The 22,724-nt window shown below is 51.0% G+C and carries 22 protein-coding genes, 1 pseudogene and 1 other annotated feature; of the genes and pseudogenes, 13 read left to right on the forward strand and 10 right to left on the reverse strand.

Translation table 11 applies throughout. From position 1 onward, the window contains the following. Positions 1–22: 22 nt before the first annotated feature. Both gndA and ugd read left to right on the forward strand, forming a co-directional pair. Entirely contained in the window at positions 23–1,429 is a 1,407-nt protein-coding gene (gene gndA / locus JTI85_RS09300) for an NADP-dependent phosphogluconate dehydrogenase (protein WP_040231903.1), read from the forward strand. Positions 1,430–1,663: 234 nt separating this feature from the next. Then, a complete protein-coding gene (ugd, locus tag JTI85_RS09305) occupies positions 1,664–2,830 on the forward strand; it encodes a UDP-glucose 6-dehydrogenase (protein WP_048212024.1) in 1,167 nt (388 codons plus the stop codon). Between the two features lie 47 nt (positions 2,831–2,877). On the opposite strand, the gene hisIE is transcribed toward ugd, so the two are convergent. The 9 genes from hisIE to hisL form a co-directional block, all read right to left on the reverse strand. After that, positions 2,878–3,489: a bifunctional phosphoribosyl-AMP cyclohydrolase/phosphoribosyl-ATP diphosphatase HisIE gene (gene hisIE, locus JTI85_RS09310; protein WP_048212023.1), complete on the reverse strand. Its 612-nt coding sequence runs from the start codon at positions 3,487–3,489 to the stop codon at positions 2,878–2,880. Further along, complete coding sequence (hisF, locus tag JTI85_RS09315; protein WP_048212022.1) at positions 3,483–4,259, reverse strand: imidazole glycerol phosphate synthase subunit HisF; 777 nt, start codon at positions 4,257–4,259, stop codon at positions 3,483–3,485. The genes hisIE and hisF overlap by 7 nt, the downstream gene beginning before the upstream one ends. Beyond that, positions 4,241–4,978 (reverse strand): 1-(5-phosphoribosyl)-5-[(5-phosphoribosylamino)methylideneamino]imidazole-4-carboxamide isomerase, encoded by a 738-nt coding sequence (gene hisA / locus JTI85_RS09320; RefSeq protein ID WP_142879747.1) that lies wholly within the window; start codon positions 4,976–4,978, stop codon positions 4,241–4,243. The genes hisF and hisA overlap by 19 nt, the downstream gene beginning before the upstream one ends. Continuing rightward, on the reverse strand, positions 4,978–5,568 hold the full coding sequence (gene hisH / locus JTI85_RS09325) for an imidazole glycerol phosphate synthase subunit HisH (protein WP_048212020.1): 591 nt from the start codon (positions 5,566–5,568) through the stop codon (positions 4,978–4,980). Before hisH ends, hisA begins: the two co-directional genes overlap by 1 nt. Next, on the reverse strand, positions 5,568–6,635 hold the full coding sequence (gene hisB, locus JTI85_RS09330) for a bifunctional histidinol-phosphatase/imidazoleglycerol-phosphate dehydratase HisB (RefSeq protein WP_137364570.1): 1,068 nt from the start codon (positions 6,633–6,635) through the stop codon (positions 5,568–5,570). Before hisB ends, hisH begins: the two co-directional genes overlap by 1 nt. Next, a complete protein-coding gene (hisC, locus tag JTI85_RS09335; protein WP_061067700.1) occupies positions 6,632–7,711 on the reverse strand; it encodes a histidinol-phosphate transaminase in 1,080 nt (359 codons plus the stop codon). The genes hisB and hisC overlap by 4 nt, the downstream gene beginning before the upstream one ends. Beyond that, positions 7,708–9,012, reverse strand: coding sequence for a histidinol dehydrogenase (gene hisD / locus JTI85_RS09340; RefSeq protein ID WP_048212017.1), 1,305 nt, complete (start codon positions 9,010–9,012; stop codon positions 7,708–7,710). The genes hisC and hisD overlap by 4 nt, the downstream gene beginning before the upstream one ends. Positions 9,013–9,110: 98 nt before the next feature. Next, the gene (hisG, locus tag JTI85_RS09345) at positions 9,111–10,010 is read right to left on the reverse strand and encodes an ATP phosphoribosyltransferase (protein ID WP_005128078.1); all 900 of its coding nucleotides are present in this window, start codon (positions 10,008–10,010) and stop codon (positions 9,111–9,113) included. A 45-nt stretch (positions 10,011–10,055) separates the two neighbouring features. After that, positions 10,056–10,178: a sequence feature (His leader region), on the reverse strand. Continuing rightward, positions 10,154–10,201 carry a his operon leader peptide gene (hisL, locus tag JTI85_RS09350; protein ID WP_101741515.1) on the reverse strand — a complete coding sequence of 16 codons (48 nt, stop codon included), beginning with the start codon at positions 10,199–10,201 and terminating at the stop codon, positions 10,154–10,156. (Overlaps the previous feature by 25 nt.) A gap of 174 nt (positions 10,202–10,375) precedes the next feature. Here hisL and JTI85_RS09355 point away from each other — a divergent pair, with 174 nt between their 5' ends. The 6 genes and pseudogenes from JTI85_RS09355 (at position 10,376) to tsuB (ending at position 15,281) form a co-directional block, all read left to right on the forward strand. Continuing rightward, complete coding sequence (locus JTI85_RS09355; protein ID WP_048212016.1) at positions 10,376–11,200, forward strand: SDR family oxidoreductase; 825 nt, start codon at positions 10,376–10,378, stop codon at positions 11,198–11,200. Between the two features lie 41 nt (positions 11,201–11,241). Further along, positions 11,242–12,226 (forward strand): annotated as a pseudogene (locus JTI85_RS09360) (LysR substrate-binding domain-containing protein). A 162-nt stretch (positions 12,227–12,388) separates the two neighbouring features. Continuing rightward, the gene (yoeI, locus tag JTI85_RS21755) at positions 12,389–12,451 is read left to right on the forward strand and encodes a membrane protein YoeI (protein ID WP_101741514.1); all 63 of its coding nucleotides are present in this window, start codon (positions 12,389–12,391) and stop codon (positions 12,449–12,451) included. After that, positions 12,441–13,802: a putrescine/proton symporter PlaP gene (gene plaP, locus JTI85_RS09370; RefSeq protein WP_040231916.1), complete on the forward strand. Its 1,362-nt coding sequence runs from the start codon at positions 12,441–12,443 to the stop codon at positions 13,800–13,802. The genes yoeI and plaP overlap by 11 nt, the downstream gene beginning before the upstream one ends. A 176-nt stretch (positions 13,803–13,978) precedes the next feature. Then, the gene (gene tsuA, locus JTI85_RS09375; protein WP_219352478.1) at positions 13,979–15,037 is read left to right on the forward strand and encodes a thiosulfate utilization transporter TsuA/YeeE; all 1,059 of its coding nucleotides are present in this window, start codon (positions 13,979–13,981) and stop codon (positions 15,035–15,037) included. A 16-nt stretch (positions 15,038–15,053) separates the two neighbouring features. Then, positions 15,054–15,281, forward strand: a complete 228-nt coding sequence (tsuB, locus tag JTI85_RS09380; protein WP_048212013.1) for a thiosulfate utilization sulfurtransferase TsuB/YeeD — start codon at positions 15,054–15,056, stop codon at positions 15,279–15,281. Between the two features lie 39 nt (positions 15,282–15,320). Here the strand turns inward: tsuB and sbcB are convergent, their stop codons facing one another. Next, positions 15,321–16,745, reverse strand: a complete 1,425-nt coding sequence (sbcB, locus tag JTI85_RS09385) for an exodeoxyribonuclease I (protein ID WP_219352480.1) — start codon at positions 16,743–16,745, stop codon at positions 15,321–15,323. A 397-nt stretch (positions 16,746–17,142) separates the two neighbouring features. Here sbcB and phsA point away from each other — a divergent pair, with 397 nt between their 5' ends. From phsA to sbmC, 5 genes are all read left to right on the forward strand, one after another. Continuing rightward, the gene (gene phsA, locus JTI85_RS09390; RefSeq protein ID WP_199954518.1) at positions 17,143–19,416 is read left to right on the forward strand and encodes a thiosulfate reductase PhsA; all 2,274 of its coding nucleotides are present in this window, start codon (positions 17,143–17,145) and stop codon (positions 19,414–19,416) included. Between the two features lie 14 nt (positions 19,417–19,430). After that, positions 19,431–20,009 carry a thiosulfate reductase electron transport protein PhsB gene (phsB, locus tag JTI85_RS09395; protein ID WP_005128061.1) on the forward strand — a complete coding sequence of 193 codons (579 nt, stop codon included), beginning with the start codon at positions 19,431–19,433 and terminating at the stop codon, positions 20,007–20,009. Beyond that, positions 20,006–20,773 (forward strand): thiosulfate reductase cytochrome B subunit, encoded by a 768-nt coding sequence (gene phsC / locus JTI85_RS09400; RefSeq protein WP_219352481.1) that lies wholly within the window; start codon positions 20,006–20,008, stop codon positions 20,771–20,773. Before phsB ends, phsC begins: the two co-directional genes overlap by 4 nt. Before the next feature lie 150 nt (positions 20,774–20,923). Then, a complete protein-coding gene (dacD, locus tag JTI85_RS09405) occupies positions 20,924–22,096 on the forward strand; it encodes a serine-type D-Ala-D-Ala carboxypeptidase DacD (protein ID WP_105242165.1) in 1,173 nt (390 codons plus the stop codon). A gap of 124 nt (positions 22,097–22,220) precedes the next feature. Further along, positions 22,221–22,688, forward strand: coding sequence for a DNA gyrase inhibitor SbmC (gene sbmC / locus JTI85_RS09410; RefSeq protein ID WP_005128054.1), 468 nt, complete (start codon positions 22,221–22,223; stop codon positions 22,686–22,688). Positions 22,689–22,724 lie beyond the last annotated feature (36 nt).

Below are 22,724 nucleotides of genomic sequence, written 5' to 3' on the forward strand. Positions count from 1 at the left end.
CATCACCTGACAGGAGTACATAATGTCTAAGCAACAAATCGGCGTCGTTGGTATGGCTGTGATGGGGCGCAACCTGGCGCTCAACATCGAAAGCCGTGGTTACACCGTGTCCGTTTTCAACCGCTCACGTGAAAAAACGGAAGAGGTTATCGCCGAGAATCCGGGGAAAAAACTGGTTCCTTACTATACGGTAAAAGAGTTTGTTGAATCCCTTGAAACACCTCGTCGTATCCTGTTAATGGTGAAAGCGGGTGCTGGCACTGATGCTGCTATCGACTCCCTGAAACCTTATCTGGATAAAGGTGACATCATCATTGATGGCGGTAATACGTTCTTCCAGGACACTATCCGTCGTAACCGTGAGCTCTCCGCTGAAGGTTTTAACTTCATCGGAACCGGCGTCTCTGGTGGTGAAGAAGGTGCGCTGAAAGGCCCATCCATCATGCCGGGTGGCCAGAAAGAAGCTTATGAACTGGTAGCGCCAATCCTGACTAAAATCGCAGCGGTTGCTGAAGATGGTGAGCCGTGTGTGACGTATATTGGTGCCGACGGTGCAGGCCACTACGTGAAGATGGTGCACAACGGCATTGAATATGGTGACATGCAGCTGATTGCCGAAGCCTATTCATTGTTGAAAGGTGGTCTGAACCTGAGCAACGAAGAACTGGCCAGCACCTTTACCGAGTGGAATAACGGTGAGCTGAGCAGCTATCTGATCGACATCACCAAAGATATCTTCACCAAAAAAGATGAAGATGGTAAATATCTGGTGGATTTCATTCTGGATGAAGCGGCGAACAAAGGTACCGGTAAATGGACCAGTCAAAGCTCTCTGGATCTTGGTGAACCGCTGTCTCTGATCACTGAATCTGTGTTTGCACGTTACATCTCTTCGCTGAAAGATCAGCGTGTCGCTGCCTCTAAAGTCCTGTCTGGACCTAAAGCTCAGCTTGCGGGTGATAAGGCAGAATTTATTGAGAAAGTACGTCGTGCACTGTACCTCGGTAAGATCGTTTCTTATGCTCAGGGCTTCTCACAGCTGCGTGCCGCATCGGACGAGCATAACTGGGATCTGAATTACGGCGAGATTGCAAAAATCTTCCGTGCGGGCTGTATTATTCGCGCGCAGTTCCTGCAGAAAATCACCGATGCCTACGCTAAAAATCCGGGTATCGCGAACCTGTTGCTCGACCCGTACTTCAAGAACATTGCCGATGAATATCAACAGGCACTGCGTGATGTTGTAGCGTATGCCGTGCAGAATGGTATCCCTGTACCGACATTCTCTGCTGCTGTCGCTTATTACGACAGCTATCGTGCAGAAGTATTGCCCGCTAACCTGATTCAGGCCCAGCGTGATTACTTCGGTGCGCATACCTACAAACGTACTGATAAAGAAGGTGTTTTCCATACCGAATGGATGGAATAAGTCTTCTGATAGTCACTGGCCCGGTTCTCTAACCGGGCTTTTTTTATCTTAAATCTGATTGATTTGCGTTGATTGCTTAATCTTTACTTAATATTTCTGGCGTACCCTGATAAAGAAAATCTGAATTGTTTTAACCTTCGTTGACACAATATTCAACAAAACGTTAAAACATTATTCTCTTATCAGGATGTCCAACATCATGATTAAATATTAAGTTAATACTGAGAGCATGAAATGAAAATTACCATTTCTGGTACCGGATATGTTGGCCTGTCAAATGGTCTTCTTATCGCTCAACATCATCAGGTCATTGCTCTGGACATTGTCCCTTCACGTGTCGAGATGCTAAATAATCGGATGTCTCCGATAGTCGATAAAGAAATTGAACAGTATCTACAATCAAGCGATATAAATTTTAAAGCCACGCTGGACAAGTACGACGCCTACCAGAATGCAGATTTTGTTATTATTGCAACGCCTACAGATTACGACCCGAAAACAAACTATTTTGATACCTCCAGCGTTGAATCAGTTATCAGAGATGTGATTGCAATAAATCCTGATGCACTCATGGTGATTAAATCAACAGTACCTGTTGGTTTTACGCAGACTATGCGACAGAAATTTAACTCGGATAATATTATCTTTTCTCCTGAGTTCCTGCGCGAAGGGAAGGCACTGTATGATAACTTATACCCTTCACGAATTGTCATCGGCGAACGATCTGCTCGTGCTGAGCGTTTTGCTGCCTTATTACAGGAAGGGGCGATAAAGCAGGATATCCCGGTGCTGTTCACTGATTCTACTGAAGCTGAAGCCATTAAGCTTTTTGCAAATACCTATCTGGCAATGCGTGTTGCTTATTTTAACGAACTTGATAGCTATGCAGAAAGCCTGGGGCTTAATGCACGACAGATCATCGAAGGGGTTTGTCTGGACCCGCGTATTGGTAACCATTACAACAATCCTTCATTCGGTTATGGTGGATATTGTCTGCCAAAAGACACGAAGCAATTACTTGCCAACTATCAATCTGTACCTAATAATATTATTTCAGCCATCGTTGATGCTAACCGCACACGAAAAGATTTTATTGCTGATGCCATTCTTTCGCGTAAACCCAAAGTTGTCGGTATCTATCGCCTGATTATGAAAAGCGGCTCGGATAATTTCAGGGCATCGTCTATTCAGGGCATCATGAAACGCATTAAAGCGAAAGGTATCCCGGTCATAATTTATGAACCGGTAATAGCAGAAGAGAGTTTCTTCCATTCACGGGTTGAGCGTGATCTGGCTAAATTTAAACGTGAGGCCGATGTGATTATCTCTAACCGCATGGCAGAAGAACTGCAGGATGTCGCTGATAAGGTGTATACCCGCGATTTATTCGGTAACGATTAAACGCTCGGCGAAATAATTGATACCGGCATCATGCCGGTATCAGTCTATTACTGATGGCGCTTGCGTAAATTCTCAATCACTGTCGTCAGATCGAGATCCTGGTCCTGCAGCAGAACCAGCAGGTGATACATCAGATCCGATGCCTCATTGGTCAACTCGAAACGGTCATGCACGGTCGCGGCCAGTGCTGTCTCAACACCTTCCTCTCCAACTTTCTGGGCAATTCGCTTCGTACCGCTGGCGTACAATTTTGCGGTATAGGAGCTGGCGGGATCTGCCGTTTTACGCTCAGCCAGGAGTTGCTCCAGTTGATACAGGAACAACCATTGGTGGCTGGACTCACCAAAACAACTGCTGGTGCCTTTGTGACAGGTTGGCCCAATAGGGTTAACCAGCGCCAGCAGGGTGTCGTTGTCGCAATCAGCGGAAATGCTGACGACATTAAGAAAGTTGCCAGAGGTTTCACCTTTGGTCCACAGGCGTTGTTTAGTACGCGAGAAAAAGGTCACTTTGCCGCTTTCGATCGTTTTATCCAGCGCTTCCGGGTTCATATACCCGAGCATCAGCACCTCACCGGAAACTGCATGCTGCACGACGACCGGCATCATCCCATCGGTTTTTTCCCAGTCCAGCTCGCGGCATTGTTGCTTGGTTAACATATCCTGATCTCCACGCCCTGTGTTGCCAGGTACGCTTTTAATTCGCCAATATTGATAATTTGCTTGTGGAAGACCGAGGCGGCAAGCGCGCCATCGACATCCGCATCCCTGAAGGCTTCGAGAAAGTGCTCCATCGTTCCGGCACCGCCTGAGGCGATCAGCGGAACGTGACAAACTTCGCGCACTTTTTTCAACTGCTCGAGATCGTAGCCGTTACGCACGCCGTCCTGGTTCATCATATTAAGAACGATTTCACCGGCGCCCAGTTTTTGCACCTCCGTTACCCAGTCGATCGTTTCCCACTGCGTGACGCGGGTACGGCTTTCATCCCCGGTATATTGGTTAACGTGATATTTGCCGGTTTCTGCGTCATACCACGTATCAATGCCCACCACGATACACTGCACGCCAAAGCGATCTGCCAGGCGGGTGATCAACGTTGGGTCAGCCAGAGCCGGGGAGTTGATAGAAATTTTATCTGCGCCGAAAGACAGTATCTTTGCGGCATCCTCTGGTGATTTAATCCCACCGGCGACACAGAACGGAATGTCGATCACTTCTGCCACGCGTGATACCCAGCTTTTGTCCACCACGCGACCATCGCTCGATGCGGTGATATCGTAAAAAACCAGCTCATCTGCGCCTTCATCGGCATAGCGTTTCGCCAGCGGAACGATATCGCCAATAATCTCGTGATTGCGGAATTGAACACCTTTGACAACCTGTCCGTCACGAACATCAAGGCAAGGGATTATGCGTTTTGCCAGCATTGGATGGCCTCCTCAACGGTGAATTTACCTTCCAGCAAAGCACGACCCACAATGACGCCGCCAACGCCGGTTCCGCGCAGGGCGGCGACATCTTCAATCCCACCAATCCCGCCGGATGACTGAAATGCCACCTGCGGATATTTGGCGCACACTTCTTCATAAAGCGCGACGTTTGAGCCCGCCAGCGTGCCGTCGCGGGAGATATCGGTGCACAGCACGTGCTTCAGGCCGACGGGTAAATAGGTCTCAACCAGTTCTTCCAGTGAAACCCCGGAATCTTCCTGCCAGCCGCTAACTGCAACCTGTTTATTCCCGTGCTCGTCAATCCGCACATCCAGAGCCAGAACCAGCGCGTCGGCACCAAAACGGGCAAACCAGTTCTTGACGACTTCGGGATATTTTACCGCAGTCGAACCCACCACTACGCGGGCGACGCCAGCGTTAAGCAGCGCTTCAACATCTGCTTCGGTACGTACGCCACCCCCTACCTGCACTGGCACGTTTACGCCAGCCACCAGTGTTTTAATCAGCGGTATTTGCCGTTTCTGCGGATCTTTTGCCCCGGTCAGATCCACCAGGTGCAACACCTTTGCGCCTTGTGCGGCATAGCTTTGTAAACGGGTCAGGGGATCGTTACCGTAATCACGCTGCGTTGCGTAATCGCCCTGATGAAGACGCACAACCGTGCCGTCGATTAAATCTAATGCCGGAATAATCATTACATCTCCAGAAAGTTTTTCAGCAACTTCGCGCCAGCGGCACCTGAACGCTCCGGGTGGAACTGCACGCCAAAGAAATTATCTTTTTGTACCGCTGCGGTGAAGGGCTCACCGTAGTTGCATTGCGCAATAGTCCATGGGTTCACCGGCATGGCGTAGCTGTGTACAAAATAGAAATACGCCCCATCCTCAATGCCCTGGAAAAGGCGGTTTCCGGCCTGTGGATAGACACGGTTCCAGCCCATATGCGGCAACGGCAGACCAAAATCGGTCATTTTGGGTACGTCTTGATCAACAATCCCCAGCAGGGAGACACCGTTACTTTCTTCACTGCGTCGACCAAGCAGCTGCATACCTAAGCAAATCCCCAGTACAGGCTGTGTGCAGGCTTTGATCAGTTCAATCAGCTCACGCTCGTGTAGCTGATCCATTGCCGCCTGGGCGGTACCGACACCCGGCAAAAACAGTTTATCGGCGCGCAGCACAACATCCGCATCGCGGCTAACTACCGGATCGTAGCCGTGGCGTGCGACGGCGGATTTCACCGAGTTCAGGTTGGCACAGCCGGTGTCGAGGATCACCACGTTCATCACAGCACCCCTTTTGAAGAAGGAAGCGTGTCGCCTTCTACGCGAATAGCCTGGCGCAGCGTGCGGCCAAAGGCTTTGAACAGACTTTCCACGCGGTGGTGGTCATTTTTACCTTTGGTTTTAAGGTGTAACGTGACGCCCATGGTGTAAGAGAGCGAACGGAAGAAGTGTTCGATCATCTCCGTACTCAGATCGCCGACGCGCTGGTAGGTAAACTCAGCCCGGTACTCCAGGTGTGGACGCCCGGAGATATCCAGGGCGCAGCGTGCCAGGCACTCGTCCATCGGCAGCACAAAACCAAAACGGTTGATGCCGCGTTTATCGCCCAACGCCAGTTTTAAGGCTTCGCCCAGAGCCAGCCCTGTATCCTCAACGGTGTGGTGATCGTCAATATACAGATCGCCTTTGACGGCTATTTCCATACGAAAACCACCGTGGGTCGAGATTTGATCCAGCATGTGGTCAAAGAAGCCGACGCCGGTATTAATTTTGCTGCGGCCTTCGCGGTCCAGCCAGACTTTAACGTCAATCTGCGTTTCTTTGGTATTACGCTCAACGTGGGCGTAACGATCCCGTTTGGTTAGCTGCTCACCGATCATTGCCCAGTTCAGTGTGTCGCGGTGATAGCGTAACCCGGTGATGCCCATGTTTTCCGCCAGTTGAATATCGGTTGCGCGATCGCCGATCACATAGCTGTTCTCGGTATCCAGCGCCTGTTCAATCAGGTATTGCTCGACCAGCTTCACTTTGGGTTTACGACAATCACACGCGTCTGCCGGCAGGTGCGGACAGATCAGTACTTCATCAAATATAACGCCCTGCGAGGTGAAAACTTGCATCATCAGGTTGTGTGGACCGTCAAAATCCGCCTGCGGAAAGCTCTGTGTTCCCAGTCCATCCTGGTTGGTGATCATCACCAGCTTAAAACCAGCTTTTTGTAGTTTTAGCAAGACCGGGACAACCTCCGGCTCAAAGGCAAGTTTGTCGAAGCGATCAACCTGAAAGTCACTGGGCGGCTCGGAAATCAGGGTTCCATCACGGTCAATAAAAAGATACTTCTGGCTCATACTTGCTCCGCACGTAAGGCGTCAATGACGCGCTGGCTCTCTTCGCGGGTTCCGACAGTAATACGCAGGCAGCCGCTCAATGAAGGTTGTTTGTTCTGGTCTCGTAAGATAATGCCCTGATCCCACAAAGATTTAAATACGCTGCTTGATGCTGTGAAGCGCGCCAGAACATAGTTGGTTTCAGAATCGAAAACCTGTTCTACGCAGCGGATGGTTTTCAGGCTATCAACCAGGTACTGACGCTCTTGCAGAATCTGTGCCACGCGCTCACGCATGGCGGAAATGCCTTGCGGCGTTAGTGCCTGAGCGGCGATATCTGCCACAGGTGTAGAGAGCGGGTAAGGCGCGATCACTTTCAACAACAGGTTGATGACATCTTCATTAGCTAGCGTAAATCCGCAGCGCAAACCGGCAAGGGCAAACGCCTTAGACAGGGTGCGCAGTACCACCAGGTTTGGGTATTCCGACAGCCAACCCGCCAGTGTGGCCTGCGGGCAAAACTCGATATACGCTTCATCGGCGACCACGATGGCTTTGCCCTGCGTCATGTCGAGCAGTGAACGCAGATCCTGCGGGTTAATTAACTGGCCCGTCGGGTTATTGGGGCTGCAAACGTAAACCACTTTCACGCCATCAAGCTTGTCAGCGATGCCCTGTAAATCCAGTTGCCAGTCGGCAAGAGTCGGCACGGTGCGACATTCAACGCCAATGGTTTCCGCACTGACGCTATACATACCATAGGTCGGCGGGCAGTAGAGAATCGCATCTTTACCCGGCTCGCAAAAAGCACGTACCAGCAACTCGATACCTTCATCAGCACCGCGGCTGACCAGTACCTGCTCTGGCTTAACGCCCGCATACTGTGCGTAGTTCTCGATCACCGCCTTCGGCTGGCACTCCGGATAACGGTTCAGTGTTTGCTGAGTTAGCTGGAATTCAACGGCGGTGGGGAACTCATTGGCATTGAGCCAGACGTCGCCATTTCCGCCCAGACGGCGGGCAGACTGATACGGTGTTAGCTCACGGACATTTTTACGGGCTAAATCAGTAACGCTGAGAATGTTGTCAGTGCTCATGCTTGCTCCTTCAGGGCGTTAACGCGCAGGGTAACGGCATTTTTGTGGGCTGTCAGTCGTTCTGCTGCGGCCAGCGTTTCGATGGTTGCGGCCAGGGCAGAGAAACCTTGCGGCGATAATTCCTGTACGGTCATCCGCTTCTGGAAATCGGCCAGTCCAAGACTTGAGCTGGTTGCGGTATAGCCGTAGGTAGGCAGCACGTGGTTAGTCCCGGAGGCATAGTCACCGGCAGATTCCGGTGACCAGTCACCGAGAAAGACAGAGCCCGCACTGGTGATGTCATCGACAAGTTCGCGAGCATTGCGGGTCTGAATGATCAGGTGCTCCGGGCCGTACGCATTAGAAATTGCTACGCATTGCGCAAGGGAGCGGGTGACAATCAGACGACTGGCGCTTAACGCCTGCCGCGCGGTTTCAGCGCGTGGCAGCGCTGCAAGCTGGCGTTCTACTGCTTCAGCAACCCGGCTGGCCATACCGGCATCCGGCGTCAGCAGGATCACTTGGGAATCGGGGCCGTGTTCGGCCTGCGAGAGTAAGTCAGAGGCAACGAAATCCGGCGTGGCGCCGCTGTCGGCAATCACCAGCACTTCAGACGGACCTGCTGGCATATCGATGGCGGCACCGTCCAGACGCTGACTCACCTGACGTTTGGCTTCGGTCACAAAGGCATTACCGGGGCCAAAAATTTTGTCCACTTTCGGCACGGATTCACTGCCAAATGCCAGCGCGGCAATAGCTTGTGCGCCCCCAACGTTAAACACCTCCTGTACGCCGCAGAGTTGTGCGGCATACAGAATTTCATCGGCGATGGGTGGGGGAGAGCACAACACCACTTTTTTACAGCCTGCAATGCGGGCCGGGGTGGCGAGCATTAACACTGTTGAGAAGAGTGGCGCGGAGCCCCCGGGAATGTACAGTCCAACAGAATTTACCGGGCGGGTAACCTGCTGGCAGCGTACACCGGGCTGCGTTTCAATATCGACTACCGGCAGTTGTTGCGCGTTATGAAACGTTTCGATGTTTTTCACGGCGACTGCCATGGCCTGTTTCAGGTCATTGCCAAGACGTGCGCCGGCGGCGGCAATCTCTTCAGCGCTGACTTTCAGCGCACTCACGTTAGTTTTATCAAACTTTGCGCTGTATTCACGTAGCGCTGCGTCACCGCGCGACTTTACGTTATGCAGAATTTCGCTCACGGTACGGGTGATGCTATCTGACGCCGAGATTGCCGGGCGCATCAGTAATTCACTTTGCTGCTCTTCAGTACAGCTATTCCAGTCGATGATGGTATTAAAGCTCATAATCGTCTTCCTTTTTTTGCCGGATGGCACGTTGTTTATCCGGCCTACGGGTCTTGTAGGCCCGGCTAGCGAAGCGCTACCGGGCAGCATAAGTGGAATTACTCCATCATCTTCTCAATAGGCAGCACCAGGATGGAGCTGGCGCCAAGCGCTTTCAGTTTTTCCATCGTTTCCCAGAACAGGGTTTCGCTGCTAACCATGTGCATTGCCACGCGCTGCTGATCGCCGGCCAGTGGCAAAATCGTTGGGCGTTCAGCGCCTGGCAGCAAGGCGATAACGTCGTCCAGACGTTCACTTGGCGCGTGCATCATGATGTATTTAGATTCGCGCGCCTGAATAACCCCCTGAATACGGGTCAGCAGCTTATCGATCAGTTGTTGCTTAGCATCGGCCATTTCTCCGTCACGCTGAATCAGACAGGCTTTGGAGCGGTAAATGACTTCCACTTCACGCAGGCCGTTGGCTTCAAGCGTTGCACCGGTAGAGACCAGATCGCAGATTGCATCAGCAAGTCCTGCACGGGGAGCAACTTCGACAGAGCCGTTTAACAAACAGGATTTGAACGACACTCCTTTCTGGTCGAGATAGCGTTTGAGCAGGTGCGGATAAGAGGTGGCGATGCGTTTGCCGTTCAGTGCCGACGGACCGTCCCAGGCTTCGTCTACTGGGGTCGCCAGCGAAAGACGACAGCCGCCGAAGTCCAGACGACGTAACGTAAAGTAACGAGGATCTTCACCCTGTGCGCGGCGGTTGAGCAGTTCTTCTTCCAGCACGTTTTCACCGATGATGCCGAGATCAACGACGCCATCCATGACCAGACCCGGGATATCGTCATCGCGTACGCGCAGAATATCGATTGGCATATTTTCTGCCATCGCAATCAGGCGCTGGGTGTGAAGATTAATTTTAATACCACAGCGGGCCAGCAATTCGCGTGAGTCATCGCTTAAACGGCCTGATTTCTGCATAGCTATGCGTAAGCGGGTGTTGTCTAACATTCTCTATTCCTCGTTATCCTGTCTGAATCGGTTTGGGTCACGCACAAAAAAAAGCCCCCGGAAGAAATCTTCCGGGGGCTTTCTCATACGCTCATGCACCACTGGAAGATTTAAATGTCTCCCAGCACACATCGCCTGAAAGACTAGTCAGGATGATGGTGATGATGGTGATTAAATTGAGCGCGTGTCATAAATTTTCTCGATGAATGCTTATTCATTTGATGTCTTTTAACCTAAACCACTTTAGCCACGGAAAGCAAGGGCTTTTTTTGATCATTAATTCATTTCATATTGATACTATGAATTGTCAGCCACCGTGGGCTGGCGTAGCCTTGGGTTATAGGCCAAAAGTCAGGAGAAAAGGCATGAAAAAGGTCGCAATTGTCGGATTAGGTTGGTTAGGCATGCCATTAGCCATGTCTCTGGCGGCCAGGGGCTGGCAGGTTACCGGCAGCAAAACCACATTGGATGGGGTGGAAGCGGCCCGAATGAGCGGTATTGAAAGCTACTCGTTGCGCCTGGAGCCTGAACTGGTCTGTGAACCTGACGATCTCGATGCGCTGATGGATGCGGATGCGTTGGTCATCACCCTGCCTGCACGCCGTAGTGGCCCGGGTGAGTCGTTTTACTTGCAGGCAATGCAGGAACTGGTCGACAGTGCGCTGGCGTATCGTATTCCACGGATTATTTTTACCAGCTCTACCTCAGTTTATGGTGATGTGCAGGGGACAGTAAAAGAGGGCACACCACGCAATCCGGTCACGGCGAGCGGTCGTGCCCTGAAAGAACTCGAAGACTGGCTGCACAATCTGCCGGGAACGTCGGTGGATATTCTGCGCCTGGCGGGCCTTGTGGGACCGGGCAGACATCCCGGTCGCTTTTTTGCGGGTAAAACAGCACCTGATGGACAGCATGGCGTCAATCTGGTGCATCTGGATGACGTGGTTTCTGCTATCACGTTGCTGCTACAAGCGCCTAAAGGGGGACACATCTATAATATATGTGCGCCTATGCATCCGGCACGCAATGTGTTCTACCCCCAGATGGCTCGCCTGTTGGGGATGGAACCACCGGATTTCCGGGACGGAGTGGATAACGGTAAAGGTAAAGTCATTGATGGCAACCGAATTTGCAATGAGCTTGGGTTTGAGTACCAGTATCCCGATCCGCTGGTGATGCCGATGGAGTGACAGATCAGCAGAGTGTCGCTGTATACCGCCAGGGGGCGAGTATGAAACCACTGCTGGATGTTCTGATCATTCTTGATGCGTTAGAGAAAGAGGGGAGTTTCGCGGCGGCGTCCGCAAAATTGTTTAAGACGCCGTCAGCGCTGAGTTATACCGTCCACAAACTGGAAAGCGATCTCAATATTCAGTTGTTGGATCGCAGTGGACACCGGGCCAAATTTACCCGTACCGGACAGATGCTGCTGGAAAAGGGACGCGAGGTATTACATACCGTGCGCGAACTCGAAAAGCAGGCCATCAAACTGCATGAAGGATGGGAGAATGAACTGGTTATCGGCGTAGACGATACCTTTCCCTTTTCGCTTCTTGCCCCGCTTATCGAATCTTTCTATCAACACCACAGCGTGACGCGTCTTAAATTTATCAATGGCGTATTGGGCGGCTCGTGGGATGCCCTGATTCAGGGCCGGGCCGATATCATTGTGGGTGCCATGCGTGATCCACCCACAGCGAGTGACTTTGGTTTTGCGCGTCTGGGTGTGCTTGAACAGGTTTTTGTTGTTGCCCCCCATCATCCACTGGCGCAGGAACCGGAACCGTTGAGTCGTAGAACGATCAAACGTTTTCGCGCCATTGTGGTCGGCGATAATGTGCATCCCGCGAACGTATCGGCTTCTCAGCTACTTGACGATCAGGAAGCCATCACCGTTTTTGACTTCAAAACCAAACTGGAACTGCAGATAAGTGGTTTGGGGTGTGGTTATATTCCGCGCTATCTGGCACAACGATTTCTGGACAGCGGGGCCCTGATTGAGAAGAAAGTTGTCGCGCAGATTCTGTTTGAACCCGTGTGGATTGGCTGGAACGAGCAGACCGCGGGATTAGCCAGTGCATGGTGGCGGGATGAAATTTTAGCAAATAGTGCTATCGCGGGTGTCTATGTAAAAACGGTTGTCGATAAATCAATCGGTTAGAAAAAAATATTTTTTGACAAGGCTCTCATTCTCTTGTCATTTCGCCCTAATTTAGTGCACAATGCGCCGCTTGCAAAAAATGAGATTAACCGACGTTTTAATACGCGTCGGTTATTTTTTTGCATCAAACCAATCATTCATAAAAGAGGCCGGGCTTCGTACCGGATAGATACTTACTTAAAAATCGACAGTTGTTGTCGCTGAGGATTAACAAAAAATGGGGCAATTTTTTGCTTACGCGACGGTTTCCGCCGTAATGGAGGATAACCATGTCGCATAACGCTACTCCAAACACCTCTCGCGTGGAATTACGTAAAACGCTTACGCTGGTTCCGGTTGTCATGATGGGCCTTGCCTATATGCAGCCGATGACGCTGTTCGATACATTCGGTATCGTATCAGGAATGACCGATGGTCACGTCCCGACAGCTTACGCCTTTGCACTGATCGCCATCCTTTTTACCGCACTGAGCTACGGTAAACTGGTGCGTCGCTATCCGTCTGCAGGCTCTGCCTACACTTACGCCCAGAAATCCATTAGCCCGACCGTTGGCTTTATGGTGGGTTGGTCATCACTGCTGGACTACCTGTTCGCACCGATGATCAACATTCTGTTGGCGAAAATCTATTTTGAAGCTCTGGTGCCGTCGATACCGTCATGGATTTTCGTGGTAGCACTGGTGGCCTTTATGACCGCTTTTAACCTGCGCAGCCTCAAATCTGTCGCGAACTTCAACACCGTGATCGTGCTGTTGCAGGTCGTGTTGATTGCGGTGATCCTCGGCATGGTCGTTTATGGCGTGTTCGAAGGGGAAGGGGCGGGTACGCTGGTGAGCAGCCGTCCGTTCTGGTCAGGTGACGCACACGTGATTCCAATGATCACAGGGGCTACTATCCTGTGCTTCTCGTTCACTGGTTTCGACGGTATCAGCAACCTCTCTGAAGAGACCAAGGATGCTGAGCGCGTGATCCCGCGTGCAATTTTCCTGACCGCACTGATTGGTGGCCTGATCTTTATTGTCTCCACTTATCTGTTGCAGCTGTATTTCCCGGATATCTCTCGCTTCAAGGACCCGGATGCTTCACAGCCTGAAATCATGCTGTACGTAGCCGGTAAGTTCTTCCAGGTCGGTGCGCTGATTTTCTCCACCATTACCGTATTGGCATCCGGGATGGCGGCGCATGCTGGCGTAGCGCGTCTGATGTACGTGATGGGGCGTGACGGTGTATTCCCGAAAAGTTTCTTCGGTTATGTACACCCGAAATGGCGTACTCCGTCCATGAACATCATCCTGGTTGGCGCGATTGCCCTGCTGGCAATCAACTTCGACCTGGTGATGGCGACGGCGCTGATTAACTTTGGTGCGCTGGTGGCGTTTACCTTCGTTAACCTGTCGGTAATCTCCCAGTTCTGGATCCGTGAGAAGCGTAACAAGACGCTGAAAGACCACTTCCAGTATCTGTTCCTGCCGATGTGCGGTGCGCTGACCGTGGGGGCGCTGTGGGTGAACCTGGAAGAGAGCTCTATGGTTCTGGGGCTGATCTGGGCTGGTATTGGTCTGATCTACCTGGCTTGTGTGACCAAGAGTTTCCGCAACCCGGTACCGCAGTACGATGAAGATATCGCGTAATAACCTAATCTGACATCGAAAAACCGGAGACATGTTCTCCGGTTTTTTTATTCCTCTGCTTTATTTCCAGCCAATATTAATAACCGTTAGTTCTAAATTAGAGAATTTGGTTATTGGTTCTGAACCCGTTAGTCATTAATAATTTCCTGACTAATATACTTCTGGCTAATTAATTTATGTTTTCAATGATCTTAAGCGGGCTTATCTGTGGCGCGCTGCTTGGCTTTGTCATGCAACGTGGACGATTCTGTCTGACGGGCGGCTTTCGCGATATGTATATTGCGAAAAACAATCGTATGTTCTATGCGCTACTGATAGCCATCTCTGTGCAAAGCGTGGGTGTCTTTGCGCTGATTCAGGCGGGTGTACTCAGCTATGATGCCGGCCCCTTCCCATGGCTGGGAACCGTTGTTGGTGGTTATGTCTTTGGTATCGGAATTGTTTATGCGGGCGGGTGTGCTACCGGAACCTGGTATCGTGCAGGAGAAGGGCTTATCGGTAGCTGGATTGCGCTGTTTACCTATATGGTGATGAGTGCGGTGATGCGCTCTACGCATGCGAGTGGGCTGAATCAGGCGCTGAAAACCTACAGTACTGAGCATAACTCCATTGCCGATACGTTGAGCCTGTCCGTATGGCCACTGATCGCTATTCTGCTGGCGGTTACAGTGTGGGTGGTAGCGAAAGAGCTGAGAAAACCAAAATTGAAAGTCGCTACGCTACCGCCTCGTCGTACCGGCCTTGCGCATATTTTGTTTGAGAAGCGCTGGCATCCATTTGTTACTGCGGTTCTGATTGCGCTGATTGCGCTGTTGGCATGGCCGCTGAGCGAAGCAACCGGACGAATGTTTGGCCTGGGTATCACGTCACCAACCGCCAATATTATGCAATTTCTTGTCGCAGGCGACAGTAAGTTTATTAACTGGGGAGTGTTCCTGGTGCTGGGCATTTTTATCGGCTCATTTATTGCAGCGAAAGCCAGTCGCGAATTTCGCGTTCGCGCAGCCGACGCACCCACCACGCTGCGTAGCGGTTTTGGTGGTCTGTTAATGGGCTTTGGTGCCAGCATCGCGGGTGGCTGTTCGATTGGCAACGGTCTGGTTATGACGGCGATGATGACCTGGCAGGGATGGGTTGGCCTGGTCTTTATGATTTTCGGTGTCTGGACCGCGTCATGGATTGTGTATATCAGACCGCAGCGTAAGGCAAAACTAGTCGCTGCTGCGGCAAATTAAGCGTAAGGATTTGATGATGGCAATTAAAAGACTGGATGTGGTCACACAGGTTTGTCCGTTTCCACTGATTGAAGCAAAAGCGGCACTGGCTGAAATGGCAAGTGGTGATGAACTGGTGATCGAATTTGACTGTACCCAGGCAACTGAGGCAATCCCGCAATGGGCCGCCGAAGAGGGGCACGTGATTACTGATTATCAACAGGTGGGTGACGCCGCCTGGAGCATTACGGTGCAGAAAGCGTAACCAGGATCCCTCCGCCGTCTGGCGGAGGGCATTTCATCTTCAGACTATCTCTTGCGCATACTGCCAGAGTGATTTCAGTAGCACCAGCTTCTCTTTATTGTCAGCATATTGCTGACTCAACATCTGCAATTCATTCGCGTAATTTTGCAAAAACTCCGGTGTGAATACCTGACGACGATGATCCAGCCAGCGTTGCTGCTCTCCCTCATCCAAAGTCCCGGGGAAATTGCGTGCGCGATAATTAAACAGCAGTTTTTCAATGCGCTTGTCGACAAAAGTGATGTCCAGTGCGGGTAAATTTCGAGGTTCGGTTTCCAGAACGATCTTCATTGCGGCGCGGTCGGCATCGCTGAAAAAACCGTTGTATAACTGCGCATCTACGTTATCCGATGGCGCAAAGGGTTCTGCTTCGGCAAAAATAGCCACCACTTTATCGCGCACCTGCGGGTTTTCACGCAGGACTTTAAGATTATCCAGGCAATGTTGGCGGTTAATTCCGAGACGATCGGCATCTTCCGGACGTAACGTATTAGCCTGTGCCAGAACCGGGCATTTGTTGATATGCACCAGTTTAACCGGCACCGCTGCGTTATCCCCCAGATCGGCTTTGGCGGTGTAAAGACGTGCGCGCAGGGTGTCGCTATCCAGTTCAAGCAAGGGAGAAATATCACCCGCTAAGTCGACCATAATAACCGCATTACGATTATCCGGATGCCAGGCAAGCGGGGCAACCCAACTGGTGTTACCTCGCCATGCACCGAACATTCCAGATACATGCACTAAGGGCTTCATTTGCGGGACATCAATCAACGCAGCCAGCTTGTGTTTATTGCGGTGACTGTAGAGATAGTCAAACAGACGCGGCTGACGTGACTTTACGAGTTGCGCCATTGCAATGGTGGCATACACGTCTGCCATCGCATCGTGGGCATTAGCATGCTCAATACCGTTGGCGCGGGTCAGGTGCTCAAGGCGGAAACTGGGTAGACCATCGTCGTTTTCTGGCCAGTTGATCCCTTCCGGTCGTAGTGCATAGCAGGCGCGCATTACATCCAGCAAATCCCAGCGAGAATTGTCGTTCTGCCAGCTCCAGGCGTAGGGATCATAAAAATTGCGATACAGGATATTACGTGTCACTTCATCATCGAAGCGCACATTGTTATAGCCGAGGATACACGTTTTCGGCACGGTAAACAGCGCATGGATACGGGCAGCAAAAGTGGCTTCGTTCTCACCCTTTTCACGTGCTTCTTGCGGCGTAATACCGGTTATCAGTACCGCTTCGGGTTGTGGCAGATAGTCGTCGGCGGGCTTGCAGTAAAAGACTTCGGGATCGCCAATGATATTGAAATCGCTATCTGTGCGGATGGCCGCAAACTGTGCGGGTCTGTCCAGTGCCGGATGGGTACCAAAGGTCTCGTAATCGTGGAAGAGAAAACCAGGTTGCTGCTTGCCGTCATTCATTGTTCAGTTATGTCCGGGATCAATTTAGCGCTTATCTAAGAATACCAAAAAATAGCGCGGTAATCAGCAACGGGATTATCAATGCCCGGCGGTGGCCGCAATAAAATTGCGGTAAACGTGATTAAAATAAAATGAATTAATATATTTGGGGTTTTAAGGATATTTCATGAAATAAGATAACGTTATTTTGTGAGTGCATAAATAAGCTAATTGAGAACTATTATTGTTATTTTTACGTTTGGTAGTGTGTTCTGGAAACTTTAAAACTCTTTTATAAACAATGAGTTTTATTCTTGCCAGTTAACGGAATTTCATTGTAATGAAATGTGAGTAAGGTTAAAAATTAATAATTTAAAGGCCATATAATCATTGGATATATCTAATAACAGGAGGTTATATGAGCATTAGTCGGCGTAATTTTTTGCGGGGTGTGGGTATTGGCTGCTCGGCCTGTGCAATAGGCAGTTTCCCCCCTGGCGCACTGGCGCGAAATTCACCAGAGAGTATTAAAGGGAAAACATCCCTGACGCCGAGTCTGTGTGAAATGTGTTCCTTTCGCTGTCCAATTCAGGCTCAGGTGATTAATAATAAAACAGTTTTTATCCAGGGAAACCCTAATGCCCCTCAGCAAGGCACGCGCGTTTGTGCTCGTGGGGGCAGCGGTGTTAGCCTGATAAACGACCCGCACCGGATTGTTAAACCAATGAAACGCACCGGGCCGCGTGGCAGTGGCGAATGGCAGGTCATTAGCTGGCAACAGGCGTATAAAGAAATTGCCGAAAAGATGGCGGCAATAAAAAATCAATATGGGCCGCAGGGCGTTGTATTCTCCTCTAAATCTGGTTCGCTTTCCGGCCATTTATTTCATTTGGCGACGGCTTTTGGCTCACCAAATACCTTTACGCACGCTTCAACTTGTCCAGCAGGTAAAGCCATTGCCGCCAAAGTGATGATGGGTGGGGATTTAGCAATGGATATCGCCAATACCCGCTATATGGTCTCTTTTGGACATAACCTCTATGAAGGGATTGAGGTTGCTGATACTCATGAACTGATGACCGCACAAGAGAAGGGCGCGAAGATGGTCAGCTTCGACCCCCGGCTGTCGGTATTTTCCAGTAAGGCGGATGAATGGCATGCGATTAAACCGGGGGGCGACTTACCGGTGCTGATGGCGATGTGCAACGTCATGATTACTGAAAAATTGTATGACGCGGGATTCGTTGAACGCTACACAACAGGTTTTGACCAACTGGCAGAGGCAGTACAAGAGGCCACGCCGGAATGGGCACAAAAGTTGGCCGACGTGCCTGCGGATGTCATTACCCGGGTGACTCGAGAAATGGCGGCCTGCGCCCCCCATGCGATTGTCAGCCCTGGTCACCGTGCGACTTTTTCGCAGGAAGAGATCGACATGCGGCGCATGATTTTCACCCTCAACGTGCTGCTGGGAAATATTGAGCGCGAAGGTGGCATGTACCAGAAAAAAGCCGCTGCAACCTACAATAAGCTGGCAGGAGAGAAGGTGGCTCCGGTGCTGGCGAAACCGGATGCCAAACTCCCTAAGCCAACGGCGCAGCGTATTGACCTGGTCGCGCCGCAATTCAAATACATCGCTGCGGGCGGTGGGGTGGTGCAGAGCATTATCGATGCTGTGTTAAACCAGACGCCTTATCCGGTGAAAGGATGGATTATGTCCCGGCATAACCCTTTTCAAACCGTGACCTGTCGGCCGGATCTGGTCAAAACCGTTGAGCAGTTGGATCTGGTGGTGAGCTGCGATGTCTATTTAAGCGAAAGCGCGGCCTATGCCGATTACCTGTTACCTGAATGCACCTATCTCGAACGCGATGAAGAAGTCTCTGATATGTCGGGGCTGAATCCGGCCTATGCGCTGCGCCAGCAGGTCGTTGAGCCTATCGGTGATGCGCGCCCAAGCTGGCAAATCTGGAAAGAGCTGGGTGAGCAATTGGGTCTTGGGCAGTACTATCCGTGGCAAGATATGCAAGTACGCCAGTTGTATCAGCTCAATGGTGACCATGCGTTATCTGCTGAACTGCGCCAGAAAGGGTATCGGGAGTGGGGCGTTCCACTGTTACTCCGTGAGCCTGAATCGGTACGCCAGTTTACTGCGCAGTATCCGGGAGCAGTGGCCGTTGACAATGACGGTACGTATGGCGAACAACTGCGCTTCAAATCCCCATCCGGAAAGATCGAACTTTATTCCGAAGAACTGGAAACTCTCCTGCCGGGCTATGGTATTCCGCGTGCACGCAATTTTGCGCTCAAGGCCGACAATGAACTCTATTTCATTCAAGGCAAAGTCGCAGTTCACACCAATGGCGCGACGCAATATGTCCCATTACTCAGCGAACTGATGTGGGATAACGCGGTGTGGATCCACCCGAAAACGGCTGGAGAAAAAGGGATTAAAAGCGGCGATGACATCTGGCTTGAAAATGCGACGGGTAAGGAGAAAGGCAAAGCGCTGGTCACTGCCGGTATTCGACCCGACACGCTGTTCGTCTATATGGGATTCGGCGCCAAGGCTGGCGCGAAAACCGCAGCGACAACGCATGGGATCCACTGTGGCAACCTGCTTCCGCATGTAACCAGTCCGGTATCCGGCACAGTGGTCCATACCGCTGGCGTTACGCTTCGTCGGGCATGAGAAAGGAGAACATCATGAATCAGTCAACAAATCCGTATGTCATGCTGCATGACGAGAAACGCTGTATTGGTTGTCAGGCGTGCACAGTTGCCTGCAAAGTTCTGAATGATGTGCCAGAAGGTTTTAGCCGGCTGCAGGTGCAGATCCGCTCACCGGAAAACGAACCTGAGGTGCTGTCTCACTTTCAGTTTGTCCGCGTCTCCTGCCAGCACTGCGAAGATGCGCCTTGTGTCAGCGTCTGTCCGACTGGCGCTTCGTTTCGGGACGAAAACGGCATTGTGCAGGTGGACAAGTCCCGCTGTATTGGCTGTGATTATTGCGTAGCTGCCTGTCCGTTCCATGTGCGCTACCTGAACCCACAAACAGGAATTGCAGATAAATGTAACTTTTGCGCAGACACCCGTCTGGACGCTGGACAATCGCCTGCCTGTGTTTCCGTATGCCCTACGGATGCGCTGAAGTTTGGTCGCCGTGATGACCCTGAAATTCAGCACTGGATTCTTCAAAAAGAGGTTTACCGTCAGCAGGATACGCGTAGCGGTGCGGTGAGTATTTTTCGGCGTAAAGAGATTCATCAGGAGGGAAAAGTATGAATTCTATCTGGGGAGCAGAGCTTAACTATGCGCCAGACTACTGGCCGCTGTGGCTCATTTATGCCGGCGTAGTCATTCTGTTGATGATTGCCGGTCTGGTGATGCATGCACTGCTGCGTCGAATGCTGGCACCCAAAATGGCAGCCGGAGAAGAGCACCGTGACTATCTCTACTCATTGGCTGTCCGCCGTTGGCACTGGGGAAATGCGCTGCTTTTTATCCTGCTTCTGCTCAGCGGTTTGTTCGGCCATTTTTCTATCGGACCGGTAGCGCTGATGGTGCAGGTGCACACCTGGTGTGGATTCGCATTACTGGCTTTCTGGATTGGCTTCGTCATGATCAATGCCACCAGCGGCAACGGTAGTCACTATCGTGTGCAATTCAGCGGGTTGATAACGCGTTGCCTGCTGCAAACGCGTTTTTATCTGTATGGGATAATGAAAGGTGAGGCACATCCGTTTGCGGCAACAGCGGAGAATAAATTTAACCCCCTGCAACAGTTAGCCTATCTGGCCATCATGTATGCGTTGGTTCCGCTGTTAATCATTACCGGGTTGCTCTGTCTTTACCCGCAGATTATAGGCGCCGGGCCGGTGGTGCTGGTGCTGCATATGGTGTTGGCGATTGTTGGCATTCTGTTCATTTGTGCACATATTTACCTGTGCACATTGGGTGACACACCGGGGCAAATCTTTCGCAGCATGATTGACGGCTATCACCGTCATCGCAGCCATCATGCAGAAACAGCATCACATAAAGGCTAATCCTGCGCGTATTTTGCAGGGGGAGTCCGTCTGACTTTTTTCTTTAACAGCAAGAAAATGTGCCTTATGTCACATTTTCTTGCAATTTATCCATGTTTGTTCGGCAGAACTTCCGTAAAAAGAACGGCTATTTCTCCTGGTTATGAGGACATGCTGTTGAAACGCCGTTTGTTTATTGCCGCTTCGCTATTCGCGATAAGTTTTTCGTCCGCTTATGCGACTGATGTCGCCAGTTTTGCACCCCGGCCTCCCGCCATCAATGCTGGCGCGTGGGTGCTTATGGATTACACCACGGGCCAAACCCTGACCGCCGGTAATGAACACCAGCAACGCAACCCCGCCAGCCTGACCAAGTTAATGACCGGCTATGTTGTCGATCGCGCGATTGATAGCCATCGCATTAGCCCAACGGATATCGTCACTGTCGGACGTGACGCATGGGCGAAAGATAATCCGGTGTTTGTAGGCTCATCATTAATGTTCCTGAAAGAAGGCGATCGCGTGTCAGTACGCGATTTAAGTCGCGGCTTAATTGTTGATTCCGGCAATGACGCATGCGTCGCGCTGGCTGATTACATCGCGGGTGGACAGCCACAGTTTGTCGCGATGATGAACAGTTACGTTGAGAAACTGAAGCTTAAAGATACACATTTCGAAACGGTGCATGGGCTGGACGCGCCAGGCCAGCATAGCTCGGCCTACGATCTGGCCGTGTTGTCCCGGGCGATTATTCACGGGGAACCTGAGTTCTACCACATGTACAGTGAGAAGAGTCTTACCTGGAATGGTATCACGCAGCAAAACCGTAACGGGCTGCTGTGGGATAAAACGATGAACATCGATGGCCTGAAGACCGGGCACACATCCGGGGCAGGATTTAACCTGATCGCCTCCGCAGTTGATGGACAACGTCGCTTGATTGCCGTGGTCATGGGAGCCGAGAGCGCGAAAGGGCGCGAGGATCAGGCACGCAAACTGCTGCAGTGGGGGCAACAAAATTTTGATACGGTGCAGGTTTTGCGTAGCGGTAAGCAAGTCGGCGTCGAACGAATCTGGTATGGCGATAAAGAAAAAATTAGCCTCGGTACCGAGCAGGATTTCTGGATGGCGCTTCCTAAGGCTGAAGTCCAGAATATCAAAGCAAAATATGTTCTTGATAAGAAAGAATTGGTAGCGCCTATTGCCGCGCATCAACGCGTGGGGGAAATTGAACTCTATGACAGGGATAAGCTGGTGGCGCATTGGCCACTGGTCACCCTGGAATCGGTCAGTAAAGGCGGCGTATTTTCGCGTCTGAGCGATTACTTCCACCATAAGGTGTAATTTTTCACCCATGCTACTGACTGGCAAGAGTGCGAAACTGCTCACATAATAATCACTATTTCCTTGTGGCCGTAATATACAATAATTACACTGTATATAAATACAGTGTAATGACGGAGGTTATATGGAGTACGAGATAAAGCAGGTCGATAAACGCAGGATTGCTGGTTTTCATATGGTTGGACCGTGGGAGCAAACGGTAAAGCAGGGTTTTGAGCAGTTAGTCATGTGGGTGGATGACAAGCAGATAGTGCCGCTGGAATGGATCGCCGTTTATTACGACAACCCGGATGTTGTGCCTGCTGACAAACTGCGCTGCGATACTGTGGTTTCCGTCGCAGAGAATTTCGAGATCCCAGAGAACAGCGAAGGTGTGATACTGACTGAACTGGCCGGTGGTGAGTATGCTATTGCTGTTGCTCGTGTTGAAAATCATGACTTTGCGACGCCATGGTATCAATTTTTTAATCTTCTGCTGCAGGACGCAACATACCAGATAGCCGCCAAACCCTGTTTTGAGATTTATATGAATAATGGCATGGAAGACGGTTACTGGGACATCGAAATGTATGTGCCGGTACAGCCGAAGTAGCTGTTTTTTGTGTAAATCAGGATGAAAGTCCTGGTG

It is taken from the genome of Citrobacter sp. Colony219, from assembly GCF_019382635.1.
In the GTDB taxonomy this organism is placed as follows: Bacteria; Pseudomonadota; Gammaproteobacteria; order Enterobacterales; family Enterobacteriaceae; genus Citrobacter; species Citrobacter youngae.